Genomic DNA, 15844 nt, shown 5'->3' on the forward strand with positions numbered 1-15844 from the left:
CTTTTAAGCTTAAAGTATTTGATCGCACCCGTGTTTCGGGCAGTGGGCGCTCCAACCGAGGTGCCGTAGGGTGGGCCAAGCGACTTGTCCGCCGTAGCTCGAAGAGCGAAGGCGGAAGCGTGCCCACCCCTTCGTTCGGAGTAGAAGAGAGTTGGTGGGCACGGCGCAAGAGCGCCTTTGCCCACCCTACAGAACCGTCCGCCCGCATTGCGAGCGCAGCGAAGCAATCCAGTCTGCTTCCGCAGCGACGGTCTGGATTGCTTCGTCGCAAGGGCTCCTCGCAATGACGGCGGAGAGACCTACGCCTTCTCCACCCCGCACCAATCCGCGATGAACAGGGCCATCGCCTTGGTCGACTTCTTCAGCGACTCCAGGTCGACGAACTCGTTGAAGCCGTGCATCTCGCCGCCGCTCGCGCCGAAGCAGAGGCTGGGGATACCGTGATTGAGACCGTAGAAGCGGGTGTCGGTGAGCGCGGTGAAGACGAGGTCTTGGATTTCGCTGCCATAGACGGTGTTGAAGGCCTTGCCGAACGCGGCCTCGGGCGCCGCGGCGTCGGTCAGTTCATACCCCTCCGACAGGAAACCCGACCATTCGACCTCCGGCGGATTGTTGGCAAGGAAGCGGTGGTTGCGCGCAGCAGCCGCAACGCAGGCCATGATCTCCTTCTGGTGATCGGCGATCGACCAGCCCGGCAGGACCGCGATACGGCAATCGACGTCGCACCATGCCGGCACGCTGGAGGCCCAGTCGCCGCCCTTGATGATGCCGGGGTTGAAGTTGATGGGATGGTTCAGCGTCTTGAAATGCCGATCGGCTTTCGCGCGCTCGTTCCATTCGATCTCGAGTTTTTGCAGCGCCTGGATCAAATGATAGGCCGCCATGATGGCGTTGGCGCCGGAGCCGGCGAAGGCAACGTGGGTCGGATGGCCCTTCACGCGCAGGCGAAACCAGATCACGCCGACCTGCGAGCGCACCATCTTGCCGCCGGTCGGCTCCGGGATGAAGCAGGCGTCGGCACGATAGCCGCGCTGCAATGTCGAGAGCGCGCCGACGCCGGTGCTCTCCTCCTCGATCACGGACTGGAAGTGGATCCGCGCCGTCGGCTTGAAACCCGCCGCCTTGATCGCGTCCAGCGCGTAGAGCGCGCCGATCGTGCCCGACTTCATGTCGCAGGCGCCGCGGCCGAACATCTTGCCGTCCTTGATGACGGGCGAGAATGGCGGCGTGTCCCACAGTTCCAGCGGCCCCGCGGGCACAACGTCGCAGTGCCCCTGGAGGATCAGCGATTTGCCGCCATTCGTTTGCGGGCGGTAGGTGCCCACCACCGTGCGCGCCTTGGAGAAATCGTGCTCGATCGGACCGAAACCACGCAGATCCTTGAGGTCATCGACATCGATGTGCCAGTCGTCGACCTCGTAGCCGCGTTCGCGCAGGAGGTCGCCGATCATGTCCTGGCACGGCCCCTCGGCCCCGCGGGTCGAAGGGATCGCAACGAAATCGCTTGTGGTCGCAAGCTGGGCTTCGAAGCCGACATCGACGGCGTCAAGAATCCTCTGCTGCGTTTCGGCATTCATCAGGCAACTCCAGGCATCCAATTGGTCAATGGTGCGCGCAAGCTAGCCGATTTCAGCCGTTCGGGTACTCCACAAAATAAGCATCCCGCAATGCATCTTCGAGCAGCCGGCCTTCCGAATAGCCATTCAGCGTCGCAGGCCGGGTTACACCATCCAGCAGGCGCGGGCACGGCTCCGGCGCGCCCAAGACGGTGCGCACGGGGATGCGCTCGGCATAGATCGGCAATTCGTAGTCCTCGTCGTCGTCAGCCACACCCTTGGCGCGGACTTTGGCCGAGGCCTCCTCGATCTCCATCGCAATGAAGGAGGTCGCCTTGATCTCCTGCGTGCTGCTCTGACGCAGGCTTGCGGTGCGGTCCGGGAAGAAGCGATCGACCATGGCAATCACCGCCCGCTCCTTCTCCTCGGAATCGGTGACGAGATAGGCAGTGCCGAACGCCATCACGGCGCGGTAGTCGGCGGAATGGTTGAAGCCGCAACGCGCCAGCACGAGGCTGTCGAGATGAGCGACCGTCAGGCAGACGCGCTCGCCCCTGGTCTGGTTGCGCAGCATGCGGCTGGCGCTCGAGCCATGCCAGTACAGCTTCGTTCCTTCGCGCCAGAAGAAGGTCGGCGTGCAATAGGGCTGGCCGTCGATCACATAGGAGACCTGGCAGAGCATCGAGGAATCCAGGATGCGGTGAACGGTGTCGTGGTCGTAGAAGCCGCGGTCGTGACGGCGCTTGACCTGATTGCGCGCTGACGTCGGATAGGAATTTTGGCTTTCAGCTTGGCTCACGGCCGCTCCTGTCGGGATTGGAACAATTCCAGGAGAGTTGTAGCCGCGGATTTGGTCTGCGATAGTGCCAATTCCATGCGAAAAATTCCGACCAATTTTGCCCCCTCGCCGGCCAAGGCCGAACTGCCGCTCGACCTCACCGGCCCGCATATCACCGCGGGCGCGTCATCGGCGCACCGGCTGTACCAGGCGTTGTGCGACATGATCGTCTCTGGCCTCGTCAAACCCGGTGAGCCGCTGCCGCCGTCGCGGACGCTGGCCAAGCAGACCGGCTTCCGCCGCAACGCCGTCGTCACGGCCTATGAACGGCTGATCGCTGACGGCTTTGCCGCTGCGACCGTCGGCTCCGGCACCTTCGTTGCAGCGCGGATACCGGCGCGCGCCGCCGAACCGAAGAAGCCGAAGGCCGTGGTCGAAGCGCCGCGACAGGGCGCATTCTCGCTCGGCTGTACCCATATCGACGAGCGCGCGCTGCAGCGCTTCCGTGCCTTCGTCGGGCGGCGCATGCGCGCGTTCGGGCCCGAGCATCTGCATTATGGCGATCCGCGCGGCAGCCGCGAGCTGCGCGCGGCGATCGCCGATCACCTGCTGTCGGCGCGTGGCCTGCGCTGCGACCCGGATCAGATCATGCTGACCTCGGGCACGCTGCACGCGCTGCGCATCGTGCTGAGCGCGATCCTGAAGCCCAACGACCAGGTCTGGTGCGAGGACCCGGGTTACCCCGCCGCGCGAAACACCATTTGGCATTGCGGTTATCGCGCCGTGCCCGTCCCCGTCGACGAGCACGGGATACGTGTCGCCAAGGGCCGCACCGCCGCATCGTCCGCACGCGCGGCCTATGTGACGCCGTCGCACCAGTTTCCGCTGGGCGTGCAGATGTCGATGCCGCGACGGCTGGAGCTGCTGGATTGGGCGAAGCAGGCCGGCGCCTTCGTGCTGGAGGACGATTACGACAGCGAGTTCCGCTATGACGGCGCGCCGTTGATGTCGCTTGCCGGCATCGATCATCTCCAGCGCGTGATCTATATGGGCACGTTCGCCAAGACGCTGTTTCCGGGCCTGCGCATCGGCTATTGCGCGCTGCCCGAGTGGCTGATCGCGGACGTCACGGCCGCGCGCGCCGCGCTCGACCGCTTTCCCGGCACGCTGATGGAGGGCGCGGTGGCCGACATGCTCAATTCCGGCGCGTTCGCCGCCAACCTGAAGCGGGTACGAAAGCTCTATCGCGAGGCGCGCGACGCGCTGGCTGAGACCCTGGAAACAGCATCCGACGGCGCGTTGTCGGTGCCTGTGCCGTCGCAAGGGCTGCACCTCGTCGCCCGGTTCGATCCATCGGTCGAGCTGTCGGCGGCGGCAGAAGCGAAGCAGGCGGCAGGCGCGGAAGGCTGGCTACTGGCCGACACCTATTCGCGCGCGCGTCCCCTGCCCGGGTTCGTGCTGGGATTTTCCGGCCACGCGGTTCCGCAACTCGTGGCCTCCGCCGAACGGCTCGCGCTGGAGTCGCGTGGCGCCTTGCGCGCGAGGAGCAAATCGGCCCGGCGGGCGTGACGAACGTTCACTATGAGAATCGCCTGCCGCTCCCTACATTGCGGCATCGATGCCGGGACCTCACATCATGCTGCTGCGCCGCGCGACCTGCCTCTCGCTGCTGATCTCGGTCGCCCTCGCGACGGCGGCGCATGCCGTCACTGTCGGACGTGAACAGGACATCACCGATCTCAAGCTCGGCCAGCGCGTGCAAGTGGATGACGGAACCTGCCCCGCCGGGCAGGTCAAGGAAGTGCGCGGTGCGAGAATGACCGACAAGGGCGTCGCGCGGACCATCGCCTGCGTTCCGCGCTTCGGTCCGAAATCGAAGTGATGGTTACGACTTCGCCGGGTCGAACATGCACTGCAAGGTCGGTTTGGCGATCTTGGTGAAGGTCGAGCCGATCTCGCCCTGCTTGGACGCGGGCACCCAATCAGTCTCGATCGTTGGCACGCCGGTCTCGCTGATGCCGCGCAACAGCGCCTCGCGCAGATCGCGGTCCTCGACGGCAGCAACGGCGTGATCATGCAGGCAGCCGCAGACCTCCTCGGGATGCTCCCAGCGCCCGAGCATCCGCGGCGCACACTGACGCATAAACTCGCTGCGGGGATCCGGTAGCCTCGAAGGAGCGCGAACCTGCGCGTGGGCAGCGCTGATCGTCAGAAGCGAAACGAACGCTGCGGCGCAGAATCGGACAATCATGATGGCCTTTATCGGCTGGTTTTTCTTGTGATTTTTCTTTTGATTTTCTTGGCTGTCGATCAGAAACGCGCAGCGACCACGATCGGTTGCGGCGCCGTGGTGGTGACCGGCGAGCCGCTGTACTGGAAGGTGCCGACACCCGGGAGATTGCCGTCCGGCGCCCCCGCGAACGAAGAGCCGGCGAGCACGAAAGCGAAGGCAAGGATGAAGCTGAGCGTGCGCATGATCTCGTGTCCCAATTCCTTGGCCGGCGGTGCGTCGTCGTTGTGAAGCTGATAACCATGCGTCGTTTCGCGCGTGATGCGCCAAAAGCGGAAAATGGTTTCGTCTTTGTGAGAATTGTTTCGTCACGCGCCAGGCGACGAAACATTCAGCGGAAAATCCCAGTCTTTTCAAATGGGTCGCGCCGCGCCTGAAAGTGGCCTTGCAGGCTCTGTCCCTGCTTGGAAGCAGACCCACACTGCGCGCCGTCACACGCACGCCTTCCGCACTTCACATGCATTTTACGTTTTTCTGCTGAAGAGAAGCCCGAACGGGGGCTGGGTTCCGTCGAACCGGGCGCGATTCGACTGCGACCCAAGCCATCGAAACCGAGAAGCCCGGAACCACCGGGCGCGTTCAGTTGAGGGATGCCATCATGACGGCGCAAGATCGCGCAACGCCGCGCGACGCGGACCTGCGGACGGACCGCGCCGACCAGCGACCCAGCCGCGTCGCTTCAATCGGGGCGATGTCGCTGCAGTCGGACCGCGGCCACGAGGCCGCGCCACAAGCATTCGTGCGGCTGACCGGCTCGCATCTCGCAAAACCGCGCGCCAGCCGCACTCTCGTCACCGGGTGAACGCAAGAGCGTCACTGAGTGAACGCACGCGCGTCACTGAGTGAAGAACTCGCCGCACTTCTGGACGTTGGCGTCAGCCGGTCCCCACGGCATGACCGGTACCGTCGAGGTCGAGTTCTTCGGCGAGCCTTCGATCAGCCGGTCCGAATAGACCATGTAGACCAGCACATTCCGCTTGGCGTCACAGCCGCGCACGATCTGCATCTTCTTGAAGAACAGTGAGCGGCGCTGGCGGAACATGTCGTCGCCCTGCTCCATCTTGTTCTTGAACTTGATCGGACCGACCTGGCGGCAGGCCAACGAGATATCCGAGACCTCCTCGGCAAGGCCGAGCCAGCCCTTGAAGCCGCCCTTCTCCGGCACCGTGAAATGACAGGCCACGCCCTCGACCTCGGGGTCGTCGAGGCCGTAGGTCGCGAGCTTGTCATTCGGGCTCATCCATTTGAATACCGTCGAGCGACGGAAGATCAGATCCGGCTCGTCGGCGGCGATTGCAGAACTCGCTGGGACAGCCAGCAACAGGAGGAATAAAGCAAGGCCTTTCAAGCGGATGCCGGAAAGACCGGGGAAACGAGATGACATGAAGTTCTCCGGTAACAAGTCCCGGCAATGTAGGCACGCGACAGCCGGTCAGGAAGACGACCGGCAGCCGTCGCGGCCGCCGTTTACCGCTCCGTGAGGCTTTTTTGCTACGTCATGGACAAAATTCGCTGATGGCAGAACTGCCGTGCTAGTGAACGCGTATCCCCTCTGCGAGACTAATTTCTGAGTTGGATTGTGGATTCGAGGAATGAATAGCGTGAACGGGGCCAGTTTTTCTGCCAGGCCGGCCCGGCTGTGGCAGGTCGCCATTTTGACGGCGGCGGGTGCGATTGGCTTGACCAGCCAGGCGGACGCGGCGTTCTACTACTGGAGCGACTACTCGGACGGGTCCTACGCCGCCCGGCAGGAGCGCTATCCCGACATTCCCCGGCAGAAGCCCCAGAAGCGCAGTACGGCTGGCAAGAAGGCGGTCGTCGCCGAGAAGGAAGCCGGCACCAAGCCGCAAGGTCCGCTCGTGATCGTCGTGTCGATCGATCGGCAGAAGGTGACGGTCTACGACACCAACGGCGTGTTCGCGGAATCCGCGGTGTCGACAGGCATGAAGGGCCACTCGACGCCGATGGGCGTCTTCAGCGTGATCCAGAAGCACAAATTCCACCAGTCCAACATCTATAGCGGCGCGCCGATGCCGTACATGCAGCGGATCACCTGGTCCGGCATCGCCATGCATGCCGGCGTGCTGCCGGGCTATCCGGCCTCGCACGGTTGCATCCGCATGCCGATGGCGTTCGCGGTGAAGATGTGGAATTGGACCAGGATGGGCGCGCGCGTGATCGTCTCGCCCGGCCAGATGTCGCCGCAAAGTTTCTCGCATCCCCTGCTCGCCTCGGTGCGCGTGCCGCCGCAGCCTGCCGTCAGCCTGGAGCCGCAAACCAATGTCGGCGACAAGGCCGACAAGGGCGCCCCACCAACCAAAGTCAGCGAAGCAATGCCTGTCGAGACGAAGACTGCCAGCGCCGAGAGCGCGCTCGAGCTGCGTTCGTCGCTCGGCCATACCGTGATGTCGGATGCGACCACCGGTAATGCACCGGCGCGCGAGGAAGCAGCCGCTCCAGCGGACAAGGTTGAGGCCAAGTCTGAAAGGAGCGCCGAGGCATCTGCCGCGGTCAAGCCGCAGTCGGAAGAAGCAGCCAAGCCCGCAAGCACCGACGCAAAGCCCGTTGGGGCCGCAGAAGCGCCCAAGACTGCAGAAGCGCCCAAGGCTGAAGCCGCCGAGCCCGCGAAGAAGTCCGATGCGCCCGCTGCCGCACCGGCGCTCGCCGCCTCGCCCGACGCAAAGAAGGACGAGACCCGCGTCGCTGATCCTGCGCCTGCGGCGAAGCCGGAGACGCCCAAACGGGCCGGCCAGATCGCGGTGTTCATCAGCCGCAAGGATTCCAAGCTCTACGTGCGGCAGAACTTTGCGCCGCTGTTCGAGGTTCCCGTCACGATCGCTGCGAGCGACCGGCCGCTCGGCACCCACGTGTTCACCGCCGAGGTCGACAAGACCGACACCAACGCGCTGCGTTGGTCGGTGGTGTCGCTGCCGGTCTCCGCCCGCGCCGCCGCGCGCGAAGATGACAGCCGCGTGACACTCCGCCAGCGTGGCGCCGCCGTGATCCCCGTCGCCGCCAAGCCCGTTACAGCCAAGCCCGTGGTCATGCCGGACAGCCCGGCCGAGGCGCTCGACCGTATCTCGATCCCTGCGGACACCATGGCGAAGATCAACGAGATGCTGACATCGGGCGGCTCGATCATCGTCTCCGACCAGGGCATCAACCAGGGCGAGACCGGCGAAGGCACCGACTTCATCGTCCGCCTCTACTAGAGCGCTTTCGAGCGAAGTGGCGCCTTGCCGCGTCCGATAACGCGGTGTTGACCAGGCGCGTCGCGCCGACGCAGTAAGGTGCGTCCCGGATCACGTCGGGGGACGTTGCCATGCTGAACCGCAGGACCATGCTCGCCGCGCTTGTCGCGACGACCGCGTCTGCTGGACGCAGCCGCGCCGATGGCGGCATGAGCCGGATCTCGGCCTATGCGTTCTCCTTCCCTGCATTATCAGGCGACGACATCCGCCTTGCCGCGTTCACTGGCAAGCCGCTGCTGGTGGTCAACACCGCTTCGCTCTGCGGCTACACTCCACAATACGCGGGCCTGCAAGAGCTCTGGAGCGAGTTTCGCGAGCGCGGGCTCACCGTGATCGGCGTACCCTCCAATGATTTCGGCGGCCAGGAGCCAGGCGGCACCAGCGAGATCACGGAGACCGCACACCACCAATACGGCGTTACCTTTCCGATCGCGGCCAAGGCCGTGGTGGTCGGCGCCAAGGCGCATCCGTTCTACAAATGGGCGGCCGAGGCGCGCCCCCGCGACGTTCCGCGCTGGAACTTCCACAAATACCTGATCGGGCGCGACGGCTACATTGCCGAGGTGTATCCGTCTGCGGTCGATCCGACGGACACGCGGGTCAAGACAGCGATTGCGAAGGCGCTGGCCGACAGCTGACACCCGCAAGCCCGCATCCGGTTGGGCACAATTGTGGCGGGGTGCCAAACAGCCGTTGCAATGACGAGGGCCCACCATCTAGGCTAGGACGATCAAGGGGCAGGATGGTTTTGCCAGAGGCGAAAAGCTGCGGCGGAACAACGGGATCAATCTCGAGGACAACACCATGCGTGTGGCGGCAGGACTGATTTTGGCAAGCGCGATGTCGGTTGCGATGGCAGGCGCAGCGTGGTCGCAGACCCCGGCCGCAAAGCCCGCAGCCGCCACCCAGGCGGCACCGGCTGCAGCCCCCGCCGCGGCACCGGCGCCCGCTCCCGCGGCGGCAGCCGCTGCGCCGACGCAAGCGGCCTTCCCGCCCCCGCCGAAACAGGCGCCCCAGCCCGCCCGCGCGGCCTGCAACACGCCCGGCGCGCTCGGCGTCGCCCGCACCGTCGAGATCGACACCACGGGTGGTCCGGGCTTCGGCTTCGAGCATTTCAAGGAGCTCGACTTCCTGCGCGACAAGGAGGTCGTGCTGACCTTCGACGACGGCCCCTGGCCGAAGAACACGCCCGCGGTGCTGAAGGCACTCGCCGACGAATGCACCACCGGCATCTTCTTCTCGATCGGCAAGCACGCGACCTATGAGCCGGAGATCCTGAAGCAGGTCTATGCGGCCGGCCACACTGTCGGCGCCCACACCTGGTCGCACGCCAACCTCAACAACAAGAAGCTCACGGAAGCGCAGCGCAAGGAAGAGATTGAGAAGGGTTTCTCGGCGGTGAAGTGGGCGCTCGGCGGCATCTCGCCCTCGCCGTTCTTCCGCTTCCCGGCGCTCCAGCACCCGCCGGAGATGGTCACCTATCTCGGCAACCGCAACGTCGCGATCTTCTCCTGCGACATCGACTCGTTCGACTTCAAGGCGTCGAAGCCCGAGAAGGTGATCGAGACCGTGATGAAGAAGCTCGACACCAAGGGCAAGGGCATCATCCTGATGCACGACTTCCAGAAGCACACGGCGGAAGCCCTGCCCGAGCTGCTCAAGCGCCTGAAGGCCGGCGGCTACAAGGTCGTGGCGATGCGCGCCAAGTTCCCGGCCTCGACGCTGCCCGAATACGACCAGGAGCTGCTCAAGGACGTCAAGCTGCCGACGGTGAGCACGCGCCCGGTCAATTCCGTCGTGACGACGGTCTCGGAATAGACCGCAATTGTCTTTCCGGTTTGAGGGTTACGTCATCATATCGGCGGACGGCATGCTTGCCGATCCGTCGCACATCATGCCCTCAACGTTGGTGTTCGAAGGCGACAAGCGCTTTTTCGAGCAAGCGCTCGATCGAGCCGCGGTCGTCGTGCACGGCGGACACTCGCACGAGCAGCAGCAGAATTCGCCGAAGCGCAAGCGGCTGATCCTCACCCGCAAGATCAAGGCACTCACCGTCGACCCGGAGATGCCGAACGCGACGCTGTGGAATCCCGAGCATGCGAGCTTCGAGGAGGCCTGCGCTTTCGCCGATGTCGCCTCCGGCACGGTCGCAATCATCGGCGGCCCCGTCGTGTTCGACATGTTCATGGACCGCTACGACACGTTCTGGCTGTCGGAAGCACCGCATGTGCGGTTGCCCGGCGGCGAAGGCTGCTTTGTCGGCGTGCCGGAGCGGACGCCGCATGAGGTGCTGGCGTCACACGGGATGAAGCCGGGGGCGCCGTATCTGCTCGACGCGGCGCATGACGTCACGGTGACGCCGTGGCGTCGAGTCTAGCGCAGGCGATCTGCGCTACGGCGTCGGAAGGTGATAGGCCAGCACGCCGCGCAGCGTGTGCACCGTGCCGCCCGCGCTCAGGCTGGTCATGAAATCAGACGCCAGATCGTCTCGCGCCCCGAGATGAGTGACGCGATATTCGGCGCGGGTGGAGATGCTGTCGGACGAGCCATCAACTCGCTTTACACGTCGCCGTAGGCCGTCTCGGCTGAGCGCGTAGCGCGGCCGTAGCCCATGATCATGAACAGCGCGCCGATGATCGAGAGATTCTTCAGCGCATCGACCACCATCCTGGCGTTGTCGGGCGCGGCCTGATTCCAGAAATCGGAGAACAGGACGGTCGAAACCGCGATGTAGATGATCATGAGCAATGCGAAAAAGCGCGCGCCGAAGTTCAGCGCAATCATCAGGCCTGCAATGATCTCAAGCCCGCCGCCCGCGATCGCCAGCAGTTGCGGCGTGGTCATGGCGGTCGCCGTCTCGATCTGCTTGGTGTAGGACTCTATGACTTCCGGCACCACCACCTTGGTGGCGATGAAATCGGCCGTCGCCTGGAGGGGAAAGAACTTGGTCGCGCCCGTGTAGATGAACAGCACGGCGAACAGGATTCGCCCGAAAGTCACGAACGCTGGCATGATCGGCCTCTTGGCTCAGGCTTTTTGAAAAAGGCGTCTTGACGAGAGCACCGGGCGATTATGAAGAGTCGTGCGCCGGTTTACAAACGGGGAAATGGCGAACTGCGAGCAATTCAAAGTTGGCGACGCGGGCGGTGCGCCTTCTCCCCTTGCGGGAGAAGGTGGCATAGGCGGCCTGCGGCCGCCGTTCTTAAGAACGCCGAAGCGAAGCTTCGGCTATGGCGCCGGATGAGGGGTATCTCCGCGAGCTCAATAGCGGTGGGACTCGTGGATAGAGCCCCTCACCCGTCTCGCCGCTAACGCCGCGATCCACCCTCTCCCACAGGGGGAGAGGGTAAGACGGCATCTTACGTAAACAACGTCGGCTGCTGCCGTGCAGCGCGCTCCTGCGCTTCCACGACCGCAACGGCCGTCATGTTTAGGATGCCGCGCGCGGTCACCGAGGGCGTGAGGATATGGGCGGGGCGCGCCGGGCCGATCAGGATCGGGCCGACGGGGAGCGCATCCGCCAGCGACTTGATCATCTGATAGGCGACGTTGGCGGTGTCGAGGCTCGGCATGATCATGATGTTGGCCTCGCCCTCCAGCTTGGAGTGCGGCAGCACCATTTTCCGCGCAGCAGCTGAAAGTGCCGTGTCGCCCTGCATCTCGCCGTCGGCCTCGATCTCCGGATGCTTCTCCTTCAACAGCTGGGTCGCTCGGCGCATCTTGCGCGAGGATTCGGTGTCGTAGCTGCCGAAATCCGAGTGCGAGACGAAGGCGATCTTCGGCTTGATGTTGAAGCGCTGGACGTGGACCGCCGCCAGCGAGGCGATCTCGGCGAGCTCCTCGGCGCTCGGATTGGGCCGAACTTGGGTGTCGGCGATGAAGAAGGCGCCCTTGCTGGTGATCAGCAGCGCCAGCGCCGCATAGTCGATGATCCCCGCGGAGAAGCCGATGATCTCGCGGACATGGCGGAGGTGGTGCATGTAGCGGCCTTCGACGCCGCAGAGCATGGCATCCGCCTCCCCGCGCATGACCGCGAGCGCGGCGATCACCGTGTTGTTGGTGCGCACCACCGTGCGCGCCGCATCCGGCGTCACGCCGCGGCGGCCGGCGACCTCGACATAGGATTGCACATAGGAGCGATAGCGCGGATCGTCTTCGGGATTGACGAGGTCGAAATCCTTGCCTGCCTTGATCGACAGGCCGAAGCGCTTGATGCGCGCCTCGACGACCGACGGACGCCCGACCAGGATCGGCGTCGCCAGCTTCTCCTCCAGCACCACTTGCGTGGCGCGCAGCACGCGCTCGTCCTCGCCTTCGGCGTAGATCACGCGCACCGGCTGGGTCTTGGCCTTGGCGAACATCGGCTTCATGACGAGGCCGGAGCGGAAGGCGAAGCGCTCGAGCAGCGCGGTGTATTCGTCAAAGTTGGTGATGGGGCGCGTCGCGACGCCCGACTCCATCGCCGCCTTGGCGACGGCGGGCGCGATGCGCAGAATCAACCTGGGATCAAAGGGGCTCGGGATCAGCGAGCCGGGGCCAAAGCCCTGCGTTTCGCCGGTGTCAAAGCCCTGCGCGACCGCATCCGACGGCGCCTCGCGCGCGAGCTGCGCGATGGCCTCGACGGCGGCGTGCTTCATCTCCTCGTTGATGGCGCTGGCGCCGACGTCGAGCGCGCCGCGGAAGATGAAGGGGAAGCAGAGGACGTTGTTGACCTGGTTCGGATAGTCGGAGCGGCCGGTGCAGATCATGGCGTCGGGGCGCACCTTCCGCGCCTCCTCCGGCATGATCTCCGGGGTCGGATTGGCGAGCGCCATAATCAGGGGCTTGTCGCCCATCGCCTTGGCCATCTCCGGCTTGAGCACCCCTGGTGCCGACAGCCCGATGAAGATGTCGGCGCCGCCGATGACGTCGCCCAGCGTGCGCTTGTCGGTCTTCTGCGCGTAGACCGCCTTCCAGCGGTCCATCGTGGTGTTGCGGCCTTCATGCACGAGACCGTCGATGTCGCAGACCCAGATGTTCTTGCGCTGCGCGCCCATCGACACCAGAAGGTTGAGCGTCGCGATCGCGGCGGCCCCTGCCCCCGACGCGACGATCTTGACGTCGGACAGCTTCTTGCCGTTCAGCCTGAGACCATTGGTGATGGCGGCGGCGACGATGATGGCGGTGCCGTGCTGGTCGTCATGAAAGACCGGGATCTTCATGCGCTCCTTCAGCTGCGCCTCGATCTCGAAGCATTCCGGTCCGCGGATGTCCTCGAGATTGATGCCGCCGAAGGTCGGCTCGAGCGCCGCCACGGTCTCGACCACGCGCTCGATGGTGTCGGCGGCGATCTCGATGTCGAACACGTCGATACCGGCGAACTTCTTGAACAGGACCGCCTTGCCCTCCATCACCGGCTTGGAGGCCAGCGGGCCGATATTGCCGAGGCCGAGCACCGCGGTGCCGTTGGAGACCACCGCGACCAGATTGGCGCGGGTGGTGAGCGTGGCGGCCTCCGCCGGGTTCTTGGCGATCTCGGTGCAGGCGGCAGCAACGCCCGGAGAATAGGCAAGCGCGAGGTCGCGCTGGTTGGCGAGCGGCTTGCTCGCCTGGATCTCGAGCTTTCCGGGGCGCGGCAGACGGTGATAGGCCAGCGCCGCCTGGTGGAGATCATCAGAATAAGACGACATGCGGTGTCTCGCCTCGCGTTACCGGCTTCAAAATGCCTCATCCGGAGCCGTCGCCCAAGCGGACGGTATTTCCGGGTCATGGAAACGGGATGAAGCACGGCGGGCGCCCCGGTGGCAACATCCGATTACGGCCCCATCAACAGGGCGCATGGTCAAATACCTGATAGCGCTAGCTTTCCCTAGACCGCGCGGCATTTCCCGAATATGGCAGGTTGCGCAGTGCAAAACGGGCAACTGGAGCTGGGAATGAAGCGGATCCTGATCGGCCTGATCGTGGCAGCCGTGCTTGCCGCGGGCGGATGGTTCGGCTTCAACTTCTATGCCCAGCACCGCGCGACCAGCGAGGTCGAGGCGGCGTTCGAGCAGATGCGCCAACAGGGCGGCAAGGCGAGCCACGGCAAGATCACGTTCGAGCTCGCGACCCGGACGCTGACGATCGAGGATATCGCGGTCACTCCCGGCAACCTGCCGCAGGCGCAGATCAAGATCGCCGGCATCAAAGGGACGGGCGTTCGCCTAGTCGACGATATCAGGTTTTCGGCCGACAGCATCGACATCACCGGTGTTGAGGTCGCACTGGACCAGGCTCCCCCGGCAAAACTGAAAGTCTCCTACAAGATCCCGCAATTGACGATGCGCGACTACGCCGGTCCCGTTCACGCCGCGGCTGCGCCAGCGGACAACTCCCTGATCGAGATGTACCGCTATGCGCTCAGCCAGTACACGGGCGTCACGGCCTCGTCGCTTACGGCCCCGACACTGACGATGAGCTTCGATTCCGGCAACGCTGCCGCCGGCAGCGGCGAGTTCACCTATTCCGGGCTGGCGATCCAGAACCTCAAGCACGGCAAGATCGATGCGATGAAGGCCGACCGCGCCGTCATCTCGGTCGAGGTGAAGCAGCCAGGCAAGCCGGACAAGCTGACAGGCGAGCTTTCGAACATCATCGTCAACGATTTCGATGCCACCGCGATCCTCGCGGCGCTCGATCCGCAGACGAGCGGCGACGACAACTATCGCCGGGTCTACCGGCAAGTCTCGGCAGGCCCGTACACGCTCAAATCGGCACAGGCGATGCGCGTCGATATCGACGGCTTCGCCATCGAGGACATCGCCGTGCAGCCGTCGAAATTCCGGCTGGCCGACGTGCTCGCCGCGCTGCCGCAGGATCAATCGGCGCCCCAGACGCCGGCGCAGGCGCGCGAGCTGCTGGAGAAGCTCGCCGGGGTCTACGAGGGTGTTCGCATCGGCAAGGCCGAGATGGGCAAGACGTCGATCGGGACGCCGCAGGGAACGGCCAAGATCAATGCGGTCAGGTACCGCGAGGGCGAGTTCGCCGTCGAGGGCGTCGATACGCCGTCGCCGCAAGGGCAGTTCAAGATGGAGCGCTTCGCGCTCAAATCGTTCAGCATTACGAACCTGATGCGCTGGGCCGCTGGCCTTAGCAATCCCGGGCAGGCGCCCTCGCCCGACCAGATGCTGGGCCTGTTCCGGGTGCTCGAAGGCGCCGAGATCAAGGGCGTGGTCTCGCCCTACAAGAACACGCGGCAGCTCATCACCATCGACACGATCAGCCTGAACTGGGGCCAGCTGGTCGGATCGATCCCGAGCAAGGCCAATCTCGTCGTGAAGATGGTCACGCCGACCGATCCCTCCAGTCCGGCGCAACGGCCGCTGATCATGGCGGGCGTGGACAAGCTCGCGATCGACCTCGATCTTGGTGCCGCCTGGACGGAGTCCTCGGGCGCTTTTGCGCTCGCGCCTGCCACGATCGATCTCGGCAACCTTGCGAAAGCTCAGGCCCGCTTCGCACTCGCCAACGTGCCGCGCGGCGTGTTCACGGCCGATCCGGTGCAGGCCGTGGAGCAGGCGGCGCAGGTCGAGACCGGTGCGATCGAGCTCTCCCTGCGTGACAGCGGCGTCGTCGATCTCGTCGTGGCGCAGTTCTCGCGCATGCAGAATGTCAGCCGCGACGCCGCCCGCAGCGCCATCGCCGAGATGATCCGGGCGCAGGGTGAGAAGGTCACAGCCGCCAATCTCGATGCCAAAGCGGCGGTCGATGCACTCGCCGGCTTCGTCGAGACCTCAGGTCAGACGCTCACCATCAAGCTCACGCCGCTCGGCAAGCTGCCGGTGCTTCAGCTCATGGACGCGCTGAACGGCGAGCCGATCGTCGCGCTGGCCCAGTTCAGGATCGAGGCGTCGACGGGGCTGTAGGGGCGAGCGGCGGTGCGCTCCCTCGCCCCGTTCTTACGGGGAGAGGGTTGGAGTGAGGGGCTGCTTCCGCGAAGAAGGTAACA

At 64.8% G+C, this 15844-nt stretch carries 15 protein-coding genes; 8 read left to right on the plus strand and 7 right to left on the minus strand.

The window, feature by feature from the left end; genetic code table 11:
• Positions 1–299: 299 nt before the first annotated feature.
• Positions 300–1577, minus strand: coding sequence for an ArgE/DapE family deacylase (locus ABIB99_RS33620; protein WP_354179725.1), 1278 nt, complete (start codon positions 1575–1577; stop codon positions 300–302).
• Between the two features lie 52 nt (positions 1578–1629).
• Positions 1630–2355 carry a pyridoxamine 5'-phosphate oxidase family protein gene (locus tag ABIB99_RS33625; protein ID WP_354179727.1) on the minus strand — a complete coding sequence of 242 codons (726 nt, stop codon included), beginning with the start codon at positions 2353–2355 and terminating at the stop codon, positions 1630–1632.
• Positions 2356–2430: 75 nt separating this feature from the next.
• Here ABIB99_RS33625 and pdxR point away from each other — a divergent pair, with 75 nt between their 5' ends.
• The gene (gene pdxR / locus ABIB99_RS33630) at positions 2431–3903 is read left to right on the plus strand and encodes a MocR-like pyridoxine biosynthesis transcription factor PdxR (RefSeq protein WP_354179729.1); all 1473 of its coding nucleotides are present in this window, start codon (positions 2431–2433) and stop codon (positions 3901–3903) included.
• A 67-nt stretch (positions 3904–3970) separates the two neighbouring features.
• A complete protein-coding gene (locus ABIB99_RS33635) occupies positions 3971–4216 on the plus strand; it encodes a DUF6719 family protein (RefSeq protein WP_071914551.1) in 246 nt (81 codons plus the stop codon).
• A 3-nt stretch (positions 4217–4219) separates the two neighbouring features.
• Here ABIB99_RS33635 and ABIB99_RS33640 read toward each other — a convergent pair whose 3' ends face one another.
• Both ABIB99_RS33640 and ABIB99_RS33645 read right to left on the minus strand, forming a co-directional pair.
• Complete coding sequence (locus tag ABIB99_RS33640) at positions 4220–4585, minus strand: hypothetical protein (RefSeq protein WP_063983641.1); 366 nt, start codon at positions 4583–4585, stop codon at positions 4220–4222.
• Positions 4586–4644: 59 nt separating this feature from the next.
• On the minus strand, positions 4645–4809 hold the full coding sequence (locus tag ABIB99_RS33645; protein ID WP_166096179.1) for a hypothetical protein: 165 nt from the start codon (positions 4807–4809) through the stop codon (positions 4645–4647).
• Positions 4810–5222: 413 nt separating this feature from the next.
• Between ABIB99_RS33645 and ABIB99_RS33650 the strand changes: the two genes are divergently transcribed.
• Positions 5223–5426 carry a hypothetical protein gene (locus tag ABIB99_RS33650; RefSeq protein WP_354179732.1) on the plus strand — a complete coding sequence of 68 codons (204 nt, stop codon included), beginning with the start codon at positions 5223–5225 and terminating at the stop codon, positions 5424–5426.
• Positions 5427–5459: 33 nt separating this feature from the next.
• On the opposite strand, the gene ABIB99_RS33655 is transcribed toward ABIB99_RS33650, so the two are convergent.
• Complete coding sequence (locus ABIB99_RS33655) at positions 5460–6008, minus strand: CreA family protein (protein ID WP_028157500.1); 549 nt, start codon at positions 6006–6008, stop codon at positions 5460–5462.
• A gap of 208 nt (positions 6009–6216) precedes the next feature.
• On the opposite strand from ABIB99_RS33655, the gene ABIB99_RS33660 reads away from it, so the two are divergent.
• From ABIB99_RS33660 to ABIB99_RS33675, 4 genes are all read left to right on the plus strand, one after another.
• Complete coding sequence (locus tag ABIB99_RS33660; protein ID WP_354179734.1) at positions 6217–7836, plus strand: L,D-transpeptidase; 1620 nt, start codon at positions 6217–6219, stop codon at positions 7834–7836.
• A 110-nt stretch (positions 7837–7946) separates the two neighbouring features.
• On the plus strand, positions 7947–8513 hold the full coding sequence (locus ABIB99_RS33665) for a glutathione peroxidase (protein ID WP_063983643.1): 567 nt from the start codon (positions 7947–7949) through the stop codon (positions 8511–8513).
• Between the two features lie 166 nt (positions 8514–8679).
• The gene (locus tag ABIB99_RS33670) at positions 8680–9693 is read left to right on the plus strand and encodes a polysaccharide deacetylase family protein (protein ID WP_028147793.1); all 1014 of its coding nucleotides are present in this window, start codon (positions 8680–8682) and stop codon (positions 9691–9693) included.
• A 7-nt stretch (positions 9694–9700) separates the two neighbouring features.
• Positions 9701–10252, plus strand: coding sequence for a dihydrofolate reductase family protein (locus tag ABIB99_RS33675; protein ID WP_063983644.1), 552 nt, complete (start codon positions 9701–9703; stop codon positions 10250–10252).
• Between the two features lie 182 nt (positions 10253–10434).
• On the opposite strand, the gene ABIB99_RS33680 is transcribed toward ABIB99_RS33675, so the two are convergent.
• Both ABIB99_RS33680 and ABIB99_RS33685 read right to left on the minus strand, forming a co-directional pair.
• Positions 10435–10887: a DoxX family protein gene (locus ABIB99_RS33680; protein ID WP_063983645.1), complete on the minus strand. Its 453-nt coding sequence runs from the start codon at positions 10885–10887 to the stop codon at positions 10435–10437.
• Positions 10888–11234: 347 nt separating this feature from the next.
• A complete protein-coding gene (locus ABIB99_RS33685) occupies positions 11235–13544 on the minus strand; it encodes an NADP-dependent malic enzyme (RefSeq protein WP_063983646.1) in 2310 nt (769 codons plus the stop codon).
• Between the two features lie 246 nt (positions 13545–13790).
• Here ABIB99_RS33685 and ABIB99_RS33690 point away from each other — a divergent pair, with 246 nt between their 5' ends.
• Complete coding sequence (locus ABIB99_RS33690) at positions 13791–15761, plus strand: aq_1923 C-terminal domain (protein WP_354179738.1); 1971 nt, start codon at positions 13791–13793, stop codon at positions 15759–15761.
• The last annotated feature ends 83 nt before the right edge of the window (positions 15762–15844 follow it).

Source organism: Bradyrhizobium sp. LA6.1 (assembly GCF_040547805.1).
Classification (GTDB): domain Bacteria; phylum Pseudomonadota; class Alphaproteobacteria; order Rhizobiales; family Xanthobacteraceae; genus Bradyrhizobium; species Bradyrhizobium barranii.